The sequence below is a fragment of the Terrimonas rubra genome (assembly GCF_042686025.1).
GTDB classification, from domain to species: domain Bacteria; phylum Bacteroidota; class Bacteroidia; order Chitinophagales; family Chitinophagaceae; genus Terrimonas; species Terrimonas rubra.
The window spans coordinates 2,450,522-2,469,655 of sequence record NZ_JBHUOZ010000003.1; the positions used below are offsets into that span (position 1 = coordinate 2,450,522).

The window sequence follows — 19,134 nt, forward strand, 5'->3', positions numbered from 1 at the left end:
ACCAACAGCAACATGATGGTTTTATTGAAGAAAGTTTGTAATTTAGACTGTTTGCCTGCCAATTTTTCCAACCTTTTGTGAGGTTTATTATAATTTATTCAAAACAACATTGTTTATGGTTCGTGCTACCGGATTATATGACCCGTCGTTTGAACATGATGCCTGCGGGATAGGTTTCGTTGCTAACATTAAAGGCAATAAAAATCACCAGACCATTGGTGATGCCTTAACTATTTTGGAAAATATGGAACACCGTGGCGCCTGTGGCCACGAGGCAAACACTGGTGATGGCGCCGGTATTATGATCCAGATACCCCATGAGTTTTTCTTTGATGAATGTCTTAAACTGGGTGTACCCCTGCCCCGCTTTGAAAGATATGGCGTAGGCATGGTATTTTTTCCAAAGGAATTAAGATTGCGTGAAGAGTGTCGTGAGATTTTTGTACGTGCTGCAGAAAAATTACGCCTGGAAGTATTATGCTGGCGTAAGGTACCGGTAAATAAATCGGATATCGGACCTACTGCATTGAGTGTGGAGCCGGAGATAGAGCAGGTATTTATTGCCTGTCCCGACCATATTACCAATGCACTTGAATTTGAAAGAAAATTATTTGTGCTGCGTAACTACGCCACACATATTATTAATAATACGGTGAAGAAGGATGAGATAGGTTTTTACCTGGCTTCTTTATCTTATAAGACCATTGTTTATAAAGGACAGTTAACCAGTAACCAGGTACGTAACTATTTTACGGACCTTACCAACAAACGGGTGGTAAGTGCCTTTGGTTTGGTGCACTCCCGTTTTGCTACCAACACTTTCCCTTCCTGGAAACTGGCTCAGCCTTTCCGTTATATTGCCCACAATGGTGAGATCAATACCTTACAGGGTAATTTAAACTGGCTGAAGACCAGTGAACCTGGTTTTGAAACACCTTTCTTCAGTAAGGAAGAAATGGATATGTTATTGCCCATTGTCAGCAATAACCAGAGCGACTCGGCCTGCCTGGATAATATGATCGAATTACTGACCCTTACCGGCCGTTCTTTACCACATGTAATGATGATGCTGATACCGGAAGCATGGGATGGTAATGAAGATATGGACCCGGTAAAAAAAGCCTTCTACGAGTTTCATGCCTGTTTAATGGAACCATGGGATGGCCCGGCCTCCATCTCTTTTACTGATGGAAAAATAATCGGCGCTACTTTAGACCGTAACGGCTTACGCCCATCCCGTTATTGCGTTACCACTGATGACCGTGTGATCATGGCATCGGAAACCGGAGCATTGCCTATTGACCAGAAACTGATCAAAGAAAAAGGCCGTTTACAACCGGGTAAAATGTTCGTGGTAGATATGGAACAGGGCCGTATCATCAGCGATGAGGAAGTAAAAAGAAATATATGCACGCAAAAGCCCTACGATGAGTGGCTGAATAAATATAAGATCCGCTTAAATGAATTACCACCGCCACGTATCATGTTCACCCACCTGGAACATGACCAGGTATTTAAATACCAGAAAGCTTTTGGTTATTCCACCGAAGACCTGGAACAAATTATTTTACCCATGGCCCTTGATGGTAAAGAGCCCATCGGCTCAATGGGTACCGATACACCGCTGGCCATATTAAGCGATCAGCCCCAGCATTTATCTTCATATTTCAAGCAGTTATTTGCGCAGGTAACCAACCCGCCTATTGACCCTATCCGGGAAAAAAGGGTAATGTCGCTGGTAACATTTGTAGGAAATAACGGTAGCCTGTTGGTGGAGGATGAGCTGGATTGCCACGTGGTAGGATTAAAACACCCGGTTTTAAACAATAAAGAATTAGAAACCTTACGTAGTATTGATACCGGCATTTTCCAGGCCAAAACATTACAATGTTATTTCCTGGCCGATGGCAAACCCGGCAATTTAAAAAGAGGTATTGAACGTCTTTGCCGTTATGCCGAAGATGCGGTAAGGGATGGTTTTGAAGTATTGATATTACAGGACAGGGCGATTGACAGTGACCACGCTCCTATTCCTTCCTTACTGGCTACTTCAGCTGTACACCACCACTTAATACGTAAAGGTTTACGCGGACAGGTAGGTATTGTAGTGGAAGCCGGTGATGCCTGGGAAGTACATCACTTTGCGTGTTTATTAGGTTTTGGCGCTACCGCCATTAACCCTTACTTAGCTCTTTCCTCTATTCGTGATATGAAGGAAAGCGGCAAACTGCAATCCGCACTAAGCGAGGACGAGCTGAAGAAGAACTATATCAAGGCTGTAAATGAAGGCTTACTGAAAGTATTCTCCAAAATGGGTATCAGTACCCTGCAATCGTACCAGGGTGCACAGATATTCGAGATCATCGGTATCAGCCGGTCGGTAGTAGATGCATATTTCACCGGCGCTACATCGCGTATTGAAGGTTTGGGCCTGGATGAAATAGCCAAAGAAGCGCTGGCCAAACATTTCTTTGCTTTCAGTAAAAAAGATATTCCTGTTGACCGTTTACCGGTGGGTGGTATATACCAATGGAAACGTAAAGGCGAAGCACACCTGTTTAACCCCGAGAGCATTCACCTGTTACAATATGCTACCCGTATGAACGATTATGGCATATTTAAAAAGTATACCAAATCCATCAACGATCAGCAGCACAAAGCCATTACATTACGCAGCTTACTGGACTTTAAGCGTACACGCCCCTCTATTTCCATAGATGAAGTAGAGCCTGCAGAAAATATATACAAACGTTTTGCTACCGGTGCCATGAGCTTTGGCAGCATTAGCTGGGAAGCCCATACTACCCTGGCCGTTGCCATGAACCGTTTAGGCGGTAAGAGTAATACCGGCGAAGGTGGTGAAGACGAACAACGTTACACCCCATTACCCAATGGCGACTCCATGCGCAGCGCCATTAAACAGGTGGCCAGTGCCCGCTTTGGTGTAACCAGTATTTATTTAACGGAGGCCGACGAGATACAGATTAAGATGGCACAGGGTGCCAAACCCGGTGAGGGTGGTCAGTTACCCGGGCATAAAGTGGATGAATGGATCGGTAAAACCCGTCACTCTACCCCTGGTGTAGGTTTAATATCACCGCCGCCTCACCATGATATTTATTCTATTGAGGACTTAGCTCAATTAATATACGATCTTAAAAATGCGAACCGTAAAGCCCGTATCAATGTAAAGCTGGTAAGTAAAGCCGGTGTGGGCACCATCGCTACGGGTGTTACCAAAGCTAAAGCCGATGTGGTACTGATCGCCGGCTTTGATGGCGGTACCGGCGCCTCGCCCATGAGCTCTATTAAACATGCAGGTTTACCATGGGAATTAGGTTTGGCCGAAACACACCAGACACTCGTTAAAAATAAATTACGCAGCCGGGTAATTGTACAAACCGATGGCCAGATCAGGACCGGCCGCGATATTGCCATAGCAGCCTTATTAGGCGCTGAAGAATGGGGTATTGCCACAGCGGCCCTGGTAGTGGAAGGTTGTATCTTGATGCGTAAATGTCATTTAAATACCTGTCCCGTTGGTGTAGCAACACAGGATGCGGAACTGAGAAAACGTTTTACCGGTGATGCGGAATACGTGGTTAACTTTTTCAAGTTCATCACACAGGATCTGCGCGAGTTAATGGCCGAACTTGGTTTCCGTACCGTAAATGAAATGATCGGTCAGGTAGACGCTTTACAGGTAAGAGAAAATATTACACACTGGAAATACAGTAAACTTGACCTCTCGCCTTTACTGCATAAAGAGGAAGCGCCTGAATGGGTAGGCTTATACAATACCGAAGAACAGGACCACGGCCTGGATGCTATTTTAGACTGGAAGTTTTTAGAGGCGGCACAACCTGCCTTAAACAATAAAGAAAAAATAAGGGCCGAGTTCAACATCATCAATACCGATCGCGCCGCAGGTACTTTGTTATCCAATGAAATAACAAAAAAATATGGTGCCGAAGGATTACCCGATGATACCATTCATTTAAAACTGAAAGGCACAGCGGGCCAAAGCCTGGGCGCATTCAGCACCAGGGGTATTACGTTTGAACTGGAAGGTGATGCCAATGACTATTTTGGTAAAGGATTAAGCGGTGCTACCCTGGTGGTATACCCGGATAAGGAAGCGACGTTTAAACCGGAGGAAAATATCATTATTGGTAACACTGCCTTTTATGGCGCTACGCAGGGTAATGCCTATATCCGAGGCAAGGCCGGTGAACGTTTTGCCGTTCGTAACTCAGGTGCCAGCGTGGTGGTAGAAGGTATTGGCGACCATGGTTGCGAATACATGACAGGCGGTACCGTGGTAGTACTTGGCGAGACCGGGCCCAACTTTGCAGCGGGTATGAGTGGCGGCATTGCCTACATATACGATGTAAACAACAGTTTTGCAGGCAGGTGTAACCCCGAGATGGTTGATCTTGACCCGGTAGATGAGGACGACAGCTGTACCTTAAAATATATGATCAGCCAGCATGCGGCATTGACCAACAGCGCGGTAGCCAAATTCATTTTAAGTGATTTTGAAAACCAGACTAAAAACTTTATCAAGGTATTCCCAAGGGATTATAAGAAGGTTTTACAAAGCCGTGCAGCAGTGACAGTAAGTAAGTAAATCAGCCGGCATTACCTATTGTATACTGCCTATTGAATATTGGTTATTCACTGTTCAATAGCATTACTGCAGTACAAGTGTGCGACGCAAGGAACGATGATCTGTGTTAATGCAGCCGGTAGCAAAAAAATAAAAGTGAACAAATTAAGAAGTTAAAAAAGAAGAGCAGTCATAAACACCCTTTTCATTTTTACTTTTTACTTTTTAATTAAATAAAAAATGGGCAAACCAACAGGATTTTTAGAATTCACCCGTGAAGCACCGCCGAAAGCGAAAGTGCAGGAAAGGTTACAACATTACAGGGAATTTGTAAGTCAATACCCTGAAAATAAATTAAACGAGCAATCCGCCCGTTGTATGAACTGTGGCATACCTTTTTGTCATAGTGGTTGCCCTTTGGGTAATGTGATACCGGAATTTAATGATGCCGTGTATAATAAAAACTATGAGGAAGCTTATCATATACTGGCCTCTACCAATAACTTCCCCGAATTCACCGGTCGTATATGCCCTGCGCCCTGCGAAAGCGCCTGTGTGTTAGGCATTAACCAGCCGCCCGTATCTATCGAGGAAATAGAAAAACATATTATTGAAATAGCTTTTGAAAAAGGTTTTGTAAAAGCCAAAAAGCCTAATGTACGTACAGGTAAAAAAATTGCCGTTATTGGCAGCGGGCCCGCCGGCCTGGCCGCCGCAGCGCAATTGAATTATGCGGGCCATACCGTACATGTGTATGAACGTGATGATGCCGCGGGTGGTTTATTACGTTATGGTATTCCCGATTTTAAATTGGACAAATGGGTGATTGACCGCCGTATTGCTTTACTGGAAGAGGAAGGTATTACGTTTCATTACCTGGCCAATGTAGGTGTGAACATCAGCATTAACGACCTGTTAAGGGAGCACCAGGCCATTGTATTAGCAGGTGGCAGTACCGCACCACGCAATTTGTTTATTCCAGGCCGTGAATTGGACGGCGTACATTTTGCGATGGATTTTTTAAAACAAAACAATAAACGTGTAGCCGGTAAAGATGTATTGGCCAATGCTCATATCGAGAGCAATATATTACCGCATGAAGTAACAGCTACTGGTAAACATGTAGTGGTGATTGGTGGTGGCGATACCGGAAGTGACTGTGTAGGCACCAGTAACCGCCATGGCGCTGCTTCGGTTACACAGTTTGAATTAATGCCAAAGCCTCCGGCTGACCGCACCGATTTTATGCCCTGGCCAACTTACCCCATGTTGTTAAAAACAACTACGTCGCATGAAGAAGGCGCCATTCGTGAATGGGCTATTGCAACCAAAGAGTTTATTGGTGATGAGAACGGTAAATTAAAAGGCCTTAAAATTGTTAACCTGCAATGGACAGCCAGTAAAGACGGCCGCCCGGCTCAGTTTACCGAAATACCCGGTACAGAAAGAGAGATTCCCTGTGATCTTGCATTATTGGCCATGGGTTTTGTACACCCGCAGCATGTTGGTTTTATTGATGAACTGGGTGTTGAACTGGATGCCCGTGGTAATGTAAAAGCCGGCGAAAAAGAATTTAAAAGTAATATAGCCAAAGTGTTTACAGCAGGTGATATGCGCCGGGGCCAGAGCCTGGTGGTATGGGCCATTAGCGAAGGCCGTGAATGTGCCCGTAAAGTGGATGAGTTTTTAATGGGCAGTTCCATATTAGAAACAAAAGAAGCTTCTATTTTAGCTTCCTTTTAATAGTGTTTATTGAGTTTTAAGTTGTGTAACAGAACCTTCTGCTCGCGGGCAGGAGGTTTTTGTTTTTTTGATGACCCGGCGAGTTTACACTATGGTTTGAATAAATCTTCCACTTTTGGCTACCAATAATAAAATAAAGGAAAATAAGAATTTGGAAAAGCGCCTTTTACCGGCGAGGATAATAATTATTTATACCGGAAATCTGAGTTAATATGACCTATAAATAAAAGAAAAGAGCCGCCGCTGATAAATACCAGGTGGCAGCTCTATAAATAATTATACAAATTTACGCCGAGTTTCTTCCGGCATTAATAATACCAAAAGAACAACGCATCACCAGTTTTTCATACACATCGGCAATAGGTGTACGTGCTACCTGTTCTTCCATTTCACGGATACGGGTAAGTGCATATTGCTGGATGGTTACCAATGGCAATACAATTTTTTCCCGCATTTGAATGGACAGGCGGTCAACCGGGTAATCACTCATCAGTTCTGTTCGCCCGGATAATTTAAAGATATATTCTTTGGTCAGCTGATACTCTTCATAGATCATCTGCCAGATCTCCCCGTACTCCTTATGTTTAGCCAAATAACTGGTTAAGGGAAAGAAGGATTTGGACATGGCCATTTCGCAGTTATCCAACAGGGTTTTAAAGAACAGTGAGTTTTTGTACAGGGCCATTATCTCAGACAGATTACCCGCTTCATCCATGGCCTTCAACGCTGTTCCTACCCCAAAGAAACCGGTTACATTTTGTTTTAACTGGCTCCATGAGCCTGCGTAAGGAATGGCCCGCAGGTCCTTTAATGAAATACCGGAGGCCTGGCCACGTTTTGCCGGACGGCTGCCGATATTGGTCTCACCATAAAAACGCAGCGGACTGGCATGCACCAGGTAAGCCGTTAAATAAGGATGGTTCTTTAATTTTTTATAAGCTTCGTAACTGATATCCGATAGTTTTCCCAGTAATGCTTCCTGCTCAGCGGTTAATGTTTCTTCTTTATTATAGAATAGCGCATTGGATAAGCCGGCATTTAGTAACTGGCCAATATTGTAACCGGCAGAATCAACAGTACCAAAATTGGAACTCACCGTTTGCCCCTGCACGGTTAACTGAATTTCCTTGCTGGAAATGTTTTTACCCATGGAAGCGTAGAACCTGTGGGTTTTACCACCACCTCTTGAGGGAGGGCCTCCCCTGCCGTCAAAGAAAATAACATCCAAATCGTACTTACGGGAAATAGCAGTAAGCTCTTCCTTGGCCTTATAAATACCCCAGTTGGCCATCAGGTAACCACCATCCTTGGTACCATCGGAAAAACCTAACATGATGGTTTGAAAATTATCCCGCCTTTTTAAATGTGCCCGGTATGCCGGTATATTGTATAATGTTTCCATTACCGTTGCCGCATTCTCCAGGTCATCAATGGTTTCAAACAAAGGCACAATATCGGCTTCTATTGTTGTTTCTTCCCAGCCGCCTAATTTGAATAAGGTAAATACTTCAATGGCATTCAGCGCACTGTTACACTGGCTGATGATATAACGGTTACAACCATCAGGACCATTGAACTGCTGAATGGTTTTAATAGCACCTATACATTGGATCGTATCCTGGTGAACATCATCGGTAAATACACTGGCATCAATTGTTTCATTTACGTTTAACAGTGCTTCTATTTTCTGTGCTTCATCATACTGTAAATAGTCCTTGTTTAATACAATATTATTTTCAGCAAGGTAATTGAACAGGTTGCCATGAGTGCCGCTATCCTGCCTTATATCCAGCGAGGCAAAGTGTAAACCGAATATATCGATCTTGTTGATCAGGTTTTCTACCAGCTCCAGGAACAGGCCATTGTGCTGGTGTATAATAATTTGTTTTACCTCTTCTAAAGTACCGGTAAGTTCAGCCTTTGTTAATTCAGATTTATAACCGGGCACAAACAGGTTATTATATAGCTTGGTTTCCAGGTTCAGCAATAATGTTTCCAGGCCCTGGAAAGTTAAACGGCGACGCAGTTTGCGTACGTCCATATAATAACATTTTAAAATGCTGCCGCGCAAAGCATCCGCAACCTTTAACGTGGTTTCTGTTCTAACAAAAGGATTACCATCCCTGTCGCCTCCGGGCCAGAAGCCCATCTGGAAAACAGGGTTAGCCTTGCTTACCGCATCCGGGAACCGGCTCTTCAGTGAAGCCACAATATTGCCTCCCGCCTGGTAAAATACATTCTCCAGGTACCATATTAAACTTACGGCTTCATCATAGGGAGTAGGCTTTACTTTCTTTAAAAACGGTGTACGGCCCAGCTGCTGTTGCAATTCGTTCACCAGGCTGGTTTTATTGGCCGATAAAGCCTTTGCCAGGTCATTGATGATACCTAGTACCGGGCCGGGGTAAAACTGTGTTGGATGCGCCGTTAATACCAAACGTACGGTAAATACTTTTAACTGTTCGGCCAGGTCGGCCTGTTTGGATGCCTGTATTACTTCGGACTCTAAATGTTTCAGCGTGCCGGCGCCGTTCATATCATGCACTTTATTAAAAGCGGCATCTTCCAGTGCATCAAACAATACCACCTGCCTTTCAGCATATTGTACAAAACGGAATAACAGGTCCACCTTCTCCTGCTCCGTTACATAAGTAGTTTGTTTACTAAAAAAATCTTCAATGATATTGATAGGACTTAAGCCCTTTACATAACCTTCTTCACAGTTACTGGATAAGAGGGATAATAAGATACCCGTCTTTTCAATTTTATGAAAAGGCAAAGAGGTAAATAAACTATTGTAGAGTTGAAAACGTATGCCAACCTCATTCCTGAACTGCTGTAAAGCACTTACATATTGATCCATATGGAAATAAAATTATCCGGTAAATAAATTAAGCAGCAAGCATCGTATAGGCCTTGAAGATAAAACAATTTAATGATTCGGAACCGGAAGTAAAAACTGAAAATTTAAAAGTAAAAACAAGCGTTAGCTATTCAATCATCCCTGTATAATACTCCTTAACGTAAATACCGGTAAACAATTTTTATGTTACCGGCAACAGGAATAGTACTCATCTTTCGTTGCGTCGCACACTGCATCGTTCCGTTCGTTAATCAACAGAGGAAAGTCTGGTAGTCAGGAAGTACCTATGTCCGAAGGGCAGAAAGTAATAGATGATTAATACTGTTAACGAATAACCTTTAACTATTAACGTCTGCGTTATCAGCTGCCCAATAGCATTACCGGACGTACAAGTGAGTGACACAACCAAAGCCAAACCAGGGGTGGGACGATGGCAATAAAAAGCCCCCTGCAATGCAAGGGGCTTTCCTGGTAATATAAGAAACTGATTACTCAGCTGCTTTTTCTTCTTTAGCTTCTTCTGCAGGAGCAGTTGTAGCTTCAGGCGCAGCAGCTTCAGTAGCTTCTGCTTTCTTTTTAGCACCACCCGAACGACGTGTACGTTTGGTAGTTGCTTTAGCTTCATCAGCTACTTTACCGTAAACTTCATTAAAGTCAACCAGCTCGATCATTGCTTTTTCAGCAGCGTCACCAGGACGGATGCCTAATTTAATGATACGGGTGTAACCACCGGGGCGGCCACCTACTTTCTCAGCAATAGTACCAAATAATTCTTTGATAGCTTCTTTGTCCTGTAAGTAGCTGAATACAACACGACGCTGATGCGTGGTATTGTCTTTACCTTTAGTGATCAGCGGCTCAACAAATACGCGTAATGCTTTAGCTTTTGCCAAAGTAGTTACAATACGTTTGTGTTGGATCAGCTGAATAGCCAAGTTGCTTAATAAGGCTTCGCGGTGTGCTTTTTTGCGGCCTAAATTGTTGATTTTGTCTCCGTGACGCATGACTGTTTAATTTGGTAATTTGGTAATTAGATAATTTGAAAATTATTAATCCCAAATTGTTGTTTAAAAATCCGGTTACACCGTGTCAGGAATTGTAACCTACTTGTTATTAATACTTATAAAGCAATGAGGTAATTTGAAAACATTATCACATTTTCAAATTACCTCATTATCTAATTAAAGTTCGTCTTTATCTACACCTAACTTCTGCAGATCCATACCAAAGCCAAGGCCTCTTTCGCTTAAAACCTGTTCAATTTCAGCTAAAGATTTCTGACCGAAGTTACGGAACTTCATCAGGTCTTCCTGCTCGTACTGTACCAGCTCGCTTAATGAGTTGATCTTAGCTGCTTTCAGGCAGTTAAAGGCACGTACAGAAAGGTCAAGATCTTCTAATGGCGTTTTCAATACTTTACGTAATTGTAAAGTTTGTTCGTCCACCAGGTCTTCTTTTTTCTCTTCTTTGTTATCGAAAGTGATGTTCTCGTCGGTAATGATCATCAGGTGCTGGATCAAAATACGTGACGCTTGTTTCACTGCTTCTTCCGGATGAATCGTACCATCGGTAGATACTTCCATGATCAGTTTTTCAAAGTCAGTTCTTTGCTCCACACGGGTATTCTCAATGCTGTATTTAACATTCTTAATAGGCGTGTAAATAGCATCAATAGGAATATAACCAACAGGTGCATCTTTTACTTTGTTATCTTCTGCAGGTACATAACCACGGCCTTTGCCAATAGTTAATTCAATATCCATTCTTGCAGATGAGTCTAAAGTACAGATCAGCAGCTCGGGGTTCATGATCTGGAAAGAGTGTGTACCCTCACCGATATCACCGGCTAAGAATTCTGTTTTATTTTTTAATGACAGAACGATTTTTTCGTTTGCCACTTCGTGGTCAACAATTTTCTTAAAACGTACTTGTTTTAAGTTCAGGAATATTTCCACCACATCTTCACTAACACCTTTCATGGTAGCAAATTCGTGGTCAACCCCTTCAATTTTAACACCTACAATAGCGTACCCTTCCAATGAACTTAATAATACACGACGCAGTGCATTACCGATAGTTACACCATAACCAGGCTCCAACGGGCGAAACTCGAACTGAGCAGCAAAGTCGGTAGCTTTTTGTAAAATGATCTTATCAGGTTTCTGGAAATTTAAGATTGCCATATTTTATTTGTCTTTAGGTTTTTAATGATTGTGTTACCCTTGCCGATACCTGCTTTATACTTCCCGGAGGAATACCAAACAGTCATCAGCAACCAGCAAATCCATCCAAGTTCGGTTATATATTAACTGTTACCAGGTTAACAGCTGTTACCTCGTTAAACCCATAACTTTTAACCATCTAACTATTACTTAGAGTACAACTCAACAATTAATTGCTCCTTAATGTTCTCAGGAACATTTTCCCTTTCAGGATAAGTGATGAAAGTACCTGTAAATGTAGTTTCGTTGAAATCAACCCAACCGAATTTAGGATTTTTAGCACGAACAACACTGGTAATAGAAGAGTTAGCTCTGCTACCTTCTTTGATGGTAATAACATCACCGGCTTTCAGCTGGAAAGAAGGAATGTTTACTACTTCACCATTAACTTCAATGTGTTTGTGGCTTACTAACTGGCGGGCAGCAGGACGTGAAGGAGCAATACCCATACGGAATACGGTGTTGTCCAAACGGGCTTCCAGCAATTTAATTAAGTTTTCACCGGTAACACCTTTACGGCGTGCGGCTTCTTCAAAAGTTTTGCGGAATTGTTTTTCCAAAATACCGTAAGTGTATTTTGCTTTTTGTTTTTCACGTAACTGCAAAGCGTATTCACCTAAGGTTTTACGTTTGCGTTTTTCACCGTGCTGACCTGGAGGGTTACTGTTTTTACCCAACCATTTACCATTGCCAAGAATAGGCTCTCCAAAAATGCGAGAAATTTTGGTCTTTGGACCATTGTAACGTGCCATAATATACTTTCATTTAAGCTTTTTTAGAATGCGGTACCTCGATCAGTAAAAAGCTTTGAAAAAAATTAATCGTGTACCCTTTTTAAAAATGAAACCGGAATGGCTCAAAAATCTTTATTTCAAAAGCTAAAAGTTATAAGCGAAGGAATATCCTTTTACTTATAACTTTTAGCTTAATACTTATAACTAATGTTATACCCTTCTTTTCTTAGGAGGACGACATCCGTTGTGAGGTAAAGGAGTAACGTCTTTAATCATCACGATCTCGATACCGCTTTGAGATAAAGAACGGATAGCGCCTTCACGACCAGAACCTGGTCCTTTTACGTATACGTCAACTCTTTTCAAACCAGCGTCCAATGCTACTTTAGCAGCATCAGCGGCAGCCATTTGTGCGGCATAGGGCGTGTTCTTTTTAGAACCACGGAAACCCATTTTACCGGCACTGCTCCAGGAAATAACCTGGCCTGTTTTGTTGGTTAAACTAACAATAATGTTGTTGAATGTAGCTGAAATGTGAGCGTCGCCATAAGCGTCCACTTTCACAATTCTTTTTTTAGCAGCGGCTTTTGCGCTGTTCTGTTGTGCTTTTGCCATCTTGTGAGGTAGTCAAAAAATGTTTAAAATAAAATCCCGGTATCCCGGAACCGAACCCTTTTCTACTGCCGGCTTACGAGGCCATCCGAAGCAGGTTCATGTCTTTATAAGCCTTTGTATATAAACAAATCAGACATCTGTTGCCAGACGTCTGATAGTTGTTATTATTTTTTAGCTGCTTTTTTCTTACCTGCAACTGTTTTACGCTTACCTTTCCTGGTACGGCTGTTTGTTTTAGTACGCTGACCACGAACCGGTAATCCTTTACGGTGACGTAAACCGCGGTAACAAGCAATATCCAATAAACGTTTAATGCTCATTTGCACTTCCGAACGTAATTGTCCTTCTACTTTTAACTCTTCAGTAATAGTAGTACGGATAGCGTTCAGATCTTCGTCATTCCACTGATTAACCTTTTTGTTACGGTCAATATTATTCTTATCAAGAATATATTTGGCTTTGCTTGGGCCAATACCATAAATATAGGTAAGTCCAATTTCGCCTCTTTTGTTTTTTGGTAAGTCAACACCGGCAATACGAGCCATAGTCTTTGTTTATTGTTTGTTAGTTATCGCTTTGAAAAAAGTTCGTTGTCGTGCTTCTGGCACCAGGTTATTAACCCTGACGTTGCTTGAAGCGAGGGTTCTTTTTGTTAATAATATATAACTTACCCTTGCGACGTACAATCTTGCAGTCAGCGCTACGCTTTTTAATAGATGCTCTTACTTTCATGAGTGTTTGTTTTACTGCTCACAGCCCGTAGCATAGGGCTTTCGCTATTATTATTTATATCTAAAATTAATTCTCCCTCTTGTTAAATCATATGGCGACAACTCCACGCCAACTTTATCCCCGGGTAATATCCTGATATAGTGCATCCGCATTTTACCAGAGATGGTGGCCAGTATTTCGTGACCGTTTTCAAGCTTTACCCTGAACATTGCGTTGGATAAGGCTTCCAGAATTACACCGTCTTGTTTTATTAGCGCCTGTTTTGACATATTATTTTTAGGGGTGCAAAGATAGGACTAAGTAGCCAAAAAAAGAAAAAAGCTACCTTTTTTTTCCTAAAATCTCACCGAAGGCGCAAAACTAAGTAAAATTCAGGGATTTACAGGCCTGAATTTGGGGAAAATAAGGAGAAAAAGAAGAAATATGAAGACTTTTAAAGATTTGACCTCCCTTTCTTTACTAATAAACAGGGAATCAGTTGTAAACTCCGGACTATGGTATCATATCTTAGATCTCAGATCTGAGATCTAAGATATGATACCGTTTCTATTCATGTTCCATGCCCACCGGCTCCAGGTGGATCTTGGTCATATCGTAAAAAAGATTTTGTAAAGTATGGGTGGCCAGGTGGGTGTTGAAGCTCCTGCGGTCTTCGCGGTACCACATATCAATATGGGAGAAATCGTAATTGTCTTTTACTACCAGCCGGAAGGCGTCTTTTTTATATTTAACAAACCCGTCTTCCAGTTGTTTTTCAAAACCTAATTTGTTCATTAATATGGTATCGTTGATCAGGATACCCGTCAGTGCGTCTTTGGTATACCAGAAATCCTGTACCCCATTATCCACCAGTACTTTATTATCAGTATGGTTTACTTCCACCACCCTCCCTTCTCTTATGGTACCGTCTTCATTTACCAAAACCAGGTCGTTTGTTTTTAATTCAGATAGTTTAAGCATAGCAAAACGTTTTAGACTTCTAATATACCGAAAAATCACGCCATAATAAATAGTGTTCCTCCCATCGTTTCCCCAGCAATACCTTAAAAAATGTTAAAATGTGGTTATCAATTCGTTATCTTACTATGAACCACCCATAACTTTGCGCCATTAAATTTAAAAACTTTATGAAACGATTATTTATCAGTGCCCTGGCTTTAGGAATGACCAGCTTTGCCTTTGCTCAGAAAGGAAGTATTTTAGTAGGTGGTGATTTAGGTTTTAATTTTGGCAACAACAAAAACACCGAAGTAAAAACAAACAGTATAGACTTCAACCCGATGGTAGGTTACCAGTTTACCGATAACTGGACTGCGGGTGTATTAGGTGTATCTTCTTTTGGTAAAACCGAAGATGTAAACGGTTCAGTAACTACTACTGCCAAAAACAGCACATTTGGTGGCGGTCTGTTTGTACGTTACTCAAAACCCCTGTCTTCTATCTTTAACCTGTACTTCCAGGCCGAAGGTACTACCAGCGTTACTAAAGGTGAAACCGAAACCAAAAGCGGCAGCACTTCTTTAACCGTTAAAAATGATGACATCAATAATTTTGGTGTAAAATTATACCCTGCGGTATTTGTAAACCTGAAAGACAATTTTGGTTTAAACTTTAACTTCGGTGGTTTTAATTTCAACAGCTCAAAAGTGGATGTTGACGGCGCTAAAGCTGTTACCAATACCGGTTTAACTTTTGGTAAAACCGTAAACATTGGTATCACTAAAAACTTCTAGTTTTTTATTATAGTGGTATAAATAAGAAAGCCTGTCAATTGACAGGCTTTCTTATTTAATATAGTTGCTTGCACAATGCTGAATAGAATTACCGAACGTACAAGCGTGCGACGCAACAGACGATGACAGTAGTACTGTAGTTGACTACATAAAAATTACTCCGCCCAGCTCATCACATAATCACTGTTCTCAATTTCCAGTGCCTGTTTGGTTAACATTAACGGATGAAAAGTATCCACCATTACCGCTAACTCTTTGGTTTCCTTTGCACCAATACTCTTTTGTACGGCACCCGGATGCGGCCCGTGCGGAATACCGGCAGGATGCAGCGTGATCATACCGCGGGTAACATGTTTGCGGCTCATAAAATCACCATCAACATAGTACAACACTTCATCACTGTCAATATTACTGTGGTTATAAGGAGCAGGTATGGCCTGGGGGTGATAATCGTATAAACGGGGCACAAAGGAACATACCACAAAATTATGCGCCTCAAAAGTCTGGTGTACCGGTGGTGGCTGATGTACCCGGCCGGTAATGGGTTCAAAATCGTGAATAGAAAAAGCATAAGGATAACAGCAGCCATCCCAACCTATAACATCAAAAGGATGTGTTCCGTAATGCAGGCCGTATAACATGCCCTTCTTTTTAGCCTTGATCAGGAAATCGCCCTTTTCATCAAACGTAGGCAGGTTTTGCGGCCCGCGTATATCGCGTTCGCAATAAGGTGCATGCTCCAGCAACTGCCCGTATTTGCTATGGTACCGTTTGGGATAACGTATAGGACTGAAGGATTCAACAATGAACAGTCGGTTATGCGTATCGTTGAACTGGATCTGGTAAATAGTTCCCCTCGGTATAACCAGGTAATCGCCATAGCCAAAGGGCAATTCACCGTACATGGTACGTAACACCCCCTGCCCTTCATGCACAAAGATCATTTCATCAGCATCGGTATTCTTATAAAAATAATCGGTCATGCTTTGCTGGGGTGCGGCCAGTACAATATGGCAATCATTATTTACCAGTACCGGTACACGGCTTTGCAGGTAATCAGCCACGGGTTTAACATTAAACCCTTCCAGGCTGCGGTGCTTCAGCATTTTCTCTTCGGCTATCTGCGGCGAAACATCTACCTGCGGTTCGGTTTTAATAATTTGTGTGGGCGGGTGTACATGATATAACAGCGAGTAATCGTTACTGAATCCTTCGGTAGAGAATAACTGCTCCGAATATAAACCACCATCGGGTTTATGGAACTGTGTATGTCGTTTATGCGGGATCTGTCCCAATTGTTGATAATGCGGCATAACTAATTAACTGATTTGATGATTTGGAAATTTGGTAATTGCGTTAATACAACACCGCCCCGGACGATTGTGCAAGCGAAGAAAGCAGGAAACAGTATTTCCACTTTCGTTTATCTATCCAATAAGTAAAGTTCCTGAAGTAAGGCATAAAACAATCGTTGGCATAAAGTTACGAAAAACTATTCTTTTATCCCTACCAATACCATATGTGTTACCGGGTAGGCATATGGCTTCAATATACCATCTTCCGGCACAAATAAGGAGACTTTGTCTTTCCACCTGTTTTCTACGATCCACTGGTTAGTGGTAACATAAGACTGTGGATGAATTTTAAAACCCGCACTGCGCAACTGCTCCTGCCATTCATCAAAATCCCAGAAACAGAATGTTTCGTGCATTTCACTTTGCCAGTTATCTGTATAATCCTTGCGGCTCAAAAATTCGGCAGCATCCTGCAGGCTTAATTGCAGGTAAGTATGTCCTTCAGCTACAACAGTTGTATAAGAAAGCTGGTAGCCCTCTGCAGCCCGGAAATCCCTTTCAAAACGTAAAAAACGGGCATAGGTGGATAGCTGCTGTAAATATTGTGACAACAGTTCCCTTTCCGCGAATGTTTTATAAGGATCTTCATTATTACCGTCTTCCCTGTTTAACAACATATATACCTGTTGTTGTTTATTATAGGGACCTACCACATCCCGGTTTACCCATACCCCACCCGGCACTAATTCATCGTACCTGTTTTTAATGAACTGCAACAGATCCTCGCGACTGCCATAACTTTCAATTTCATGGGTAAGCGATGAAGTATGAATGGTATTCATGGAATGGGGATCAAATACCAGGCCCGTCACGGCATTCTTTTGGGCAAAGAATACAAAGGGATGGGCAAACTCACCGTTCTCTTTCCGCTGTTTACATATCTCGAACAAATGCCGGCTCACTTCAATACCATACACATCACTTTCCCTTAAACGGGCATCCTTTGTTACCAGTTTTATCCAGCTACCTACTGCACAGCCAATATCGCCAATACGGCCGGGTTGTAAATAGGCGGCTGTTTCCCTGTATTTCAGTCCGGCAATATCATCCATCTGCCTTACGTACACATTGTAGTCGCGGGTTTCGGTCAGGTCACCATCGCTGCTGATCATGGTATCGTTGAACAATTGTTTTACCTTCTGTCCCAGCTTGTATTTCTTCCATACTTCATAGGCGGTTCTGTGCATTTCCTGCTTTACAAAATCATCCTCTTCCCAATGAGGTACACGTGCAATATGTTCCACCAGGTCCCAGGGCATAGTGGCATGGTGTTCCCAGTTGTTGATATCCTTTAGTTCTGCAGGCAATATGGTAAAACCCAGAGACTCATATAACCGTAATACCGGCGTGGAGCAAACAACCAGGGTATTAGCGGGCCGGCAATCAAACATGCCATCACTTTCATGTTTAATACGTTTAATAGTATAACCGGCAAAACTATCCAGGCTGCCCACATCATCAATACCATATATATACACGGGCACGGGCAAGGATGCCGCCATGGATTCAATACTGATGGCCCTTAAATAAAAAGGTAAGGGGTTACGCCTGGTATTGGAATGATTGGCGGATGTAACAGCAAAAATGACCGCTTCTATTTTTCCGGGTGTGGTAACAGCCCGGCCATAAATATCCTTTAATTCCTGTAATGGCGTATTCAACAACTTGGTAAGATAGGTTTGCTGAAAATTGGTCAATAGCTGGTGACGGCCGGGAATTAATAAATACATGTAAATTTGCTTTTGAGTTATGCAAAATAAAACTTCTGACATAAAAGTAGCGGTAGATGCCATTGTTTTTGGCTATTCCAAAAAAGAAGGTGTTTCCCTCTTGCTCATACAACGTAAATATGAGCCTTATAAAAACAGCTGGGCCCTGCCCGGTGGTTTTGTATTGGCCGATGAATCATTAGAAACAGCCGTTATACGTGAGTTGCAGGAGGAAACAGGCATTACCGTTAATTACCTGGAACAGTTATACAGTTTTGGCGAACCCGACCGTGATCCGCGCCAGCGGGTAATATCCATTGCTTATTTCGGGTTGGTAAAAACCTCCCAGTTCCGCGAACTGAAAGCCAGCACGGATGCAGAGAATGCCGCCTGGTTCTCTATTAAAAAACTACCTGCGCTGGCTTTCGATCATAAACAAATTATCCGCCAGGCGGTGGAACGATTACAAAGTAAAATACGCTACCAGCCAATAGGCTTTGAATTGCTGGATAAAAAATTCCCCTTCTCCGACCTCGAGAAATTATATGCTGCTTTATTGGATAAAGAGATTAACCGGCGCAATTTCAGTAAAAAGATACTCTCCTTTGATTTTTTAGAGGAGACCGGCGAACTATCCAAACCAGAGGGCAAAGGCCGTCCCAGCAAGATGTACCGTTTTAACCAAAAACGGTATAAAGAATTATTGAAAGAAGGCTTTCATTTCGAGATATAACTATTAGCGTTGATTATCTACCTCCAAAAGCGGGACTTTGAGATTCCGGTTTTTCTTATGCACATCCGCCAACGATCAATCGGATA

General features: G+C 42.2%; 15 protein-coding genes. 4 read left to right on the plus strand and 11 right to left on the minus strand.

Going from position 1 to position 19,134, the window contains the following annotated elements:
- Positions 1-115: 115 nt before the first annotated feature.
- A complete protein-coding gene (gene gltB, locus ACFS6H_RS19460; protein ID WP_386103102.1) occupies positions 116-4,630 on the plus strand; it encodes a glutamate synthase large subunit in 4,515 nt (1,504 codons plus the stop codon).
- A 219-nt stretch (positions 4,631-4,849) separates the two neighbouring features.
- On the plus strand, positions 4,850-6,352 hold the full coding sequence (locus ACFS6H_RS19465; protein ID WP_386103104.1) for a glutamate synthase subunit beta: 1,503 nt from the start codon (positions 4,850-4,852) through the stop codon (positions 6,350-6,352).
- A 286-nt stretch (positions 6,353-6,638) separates the two neighbouring features.
- Here the strand turns inward: ACFS6H_RS19465 and ACFS6H_RS19470 are convergent, their stop codons facing one another.
- The 9 genes from ACFS6H_RS19470 to ACFS6H_RS19510 all read right to left on the minus strand — a co-directional run bounded on the left by ACFS6H_RS19470 (position 6,639) and on the right by ACFS6H_RS19510 (position 14,478).
- Positions 6,639-9,215, minus strand: coding sequence for a phosphoenolpyruvate carboxylase (locus tag ACFS6H_RS19470; protein ID WP_386103106.1), 2,577 nt, complete (start codon positions 9,213-9,215; stop codon positions 6,639-6,641).
- A 488-nt stretch (positions 9,216-9,703) separates the two neighbouring features.
- Complete coding sequence (rplQ, locus tag ACFS6H_RS19475) at positions 9,704-10,219, minus strand: 50S ribosomal protein L17 (protein ID WP_386103108.1); 516 nt, start codon at positions 10,217-10,219, stop codon at positions 9,704-9,706.
- 177 nt (positions 10,220-10,396) lie between these two features.
- Entirely contained in the window at positions 10,397-11,398 is a 1,002-nt protein-coding gene (locus ACFS6H_RS19480; RefSeq protein ID WP_386103110.1) for a DNA-directed RNA polymerase subunit alpha, read from the minus strand.
- 185 nt (positions 11,399-11,583) lie between these two features.
- On the minus strand, positions 11,584-12,189 hold the full coding sequence (gene rpsD, locus ACFS6H_RS19485; RefSeq protein WP_386103112.1) for a 30S ribosomal protein S4: 606 nt from the start codon (positions 12,187-12,189) through the stop codon (positions 11,584-11,586).
- A gap of 192 nt (positions 12,190-12,381) precedes the next feature.
- Positions 12,382-12,786, minus strand: coding sequence for a 30S ribosomal protein S11 (gene rpsK / locus ACFS6H_RS19490; protein ID WP_386103114.1), 405 nt, complete (start codon positions 12,784-12,786; stop codon positions 12,382-12,384).
- Positions 12,787-12,950: 164 nt separating this feature from the next.
- A complete protein-coding gene (rpsM, locus tag ACFS6H_RS19495; protein WP_386103116.1) occupies positions 12,951-13,331 on the minus strand; it encodes a 30S ribosomal protein S13 in 381 nt (126 codons plus the stop codon).
- A 70-nt stretch (positions 13,332-13,401) separates the two neighbouring features.
- A complete protein-coding gene (ykgO, locus tag ACFS6H_RS19500) occupies positions 13,402-13,518 on the minus strand; it encodes a type B 50S ribosomal protein L36 (protein WP_071836964.1) in 117 nt (38 codons plus the stop codon).
- A 50-nt stretch (positions 13,519-13,568) separates the two neighbouring features.
- Positions 13,569-13,787 (minus strand): translation initiation factor IF-1, encoded by a 219-nt coding sequence (gene infA, locus ACFS6H_RS19505; protein ID WP_386103119.1) that lies wholly within the window; start codon positions 13,785-13,787, stop codon positions 13,569-13,571.
- A gap of 277 nt (positions 13,788-14,064) precedes the next feature.
- Positions 14,065-14,478, minus strand: a complete 414-nt coding sequence (locus tag ACFS6H_RS19510) for a hypothetical protein (RefSeq protein WP_386103121.1) — start codon at positions 14,476-14,478, stop codon at positions 14,065-14,067.
- 167 nt (positions 14,479-14,645) lie between these two features.
- Here ACFS6H_RS19510 and ACFS6H_RS19515 point away from each other — a divergent pair, with 167 nt between their 5' ends.
- Positions 14,646-15,251: a hypothetical protein gene (locus tag ACFS6H_RS19515; protein WP_386103123.1), complete on the plus strand. Its 606-nt coding sequence runs from the start codon at positions 14,646-14,648 to the stop codon at positions 15,249-15,251.
- Between the two features lie 155 nt (positions 15,252-15,406).
- Here ACFS6H_RS19515 and ACFS6H_RS19520 read toward each other — a convergent pair whose 3' ends face one another.
- Positions 15,407-16,564, minus strand: coding sequence for a homogentisate 1,2-dioxygenase (locus tag ACFS6H_RS19520; RefSeq protein WP_386103125.1), 1,158 nt, complete (start codon positions 16,562-16,564; stop codon positions 15,407-15,409).
- A gap of 179 nt (positions 16,565-16,743) precedes the next feature.
- Entirely contained in the window at positions 16,744-18,336 is a 1,593-nt protein-coding gene (locus ACFS6H_RS19525) for a transferase (protein ID WP_386103127.1), read from the minus strand.
- A 19-nt stretch (positions 18,337-18,355) separates the two neighbouring features.
- Here ACFS6H_RS19525 and ACFS6H_RS19530 point away from each other — a divergent pair, with 19 nt between their 5' ends.
- Positions 18,356-19,048, plus strand: coding sequence for an NUDIX hydrolase (locus tag ACFS6H_RS19530; RefSeq protein WP_386103129.1), 693 nt, complete (start codon positions 18,356-18,358; stop codon positions 19,046-19,048).
- Positions 19,049-19,134 lie beyond the last annotated feature (86 nt).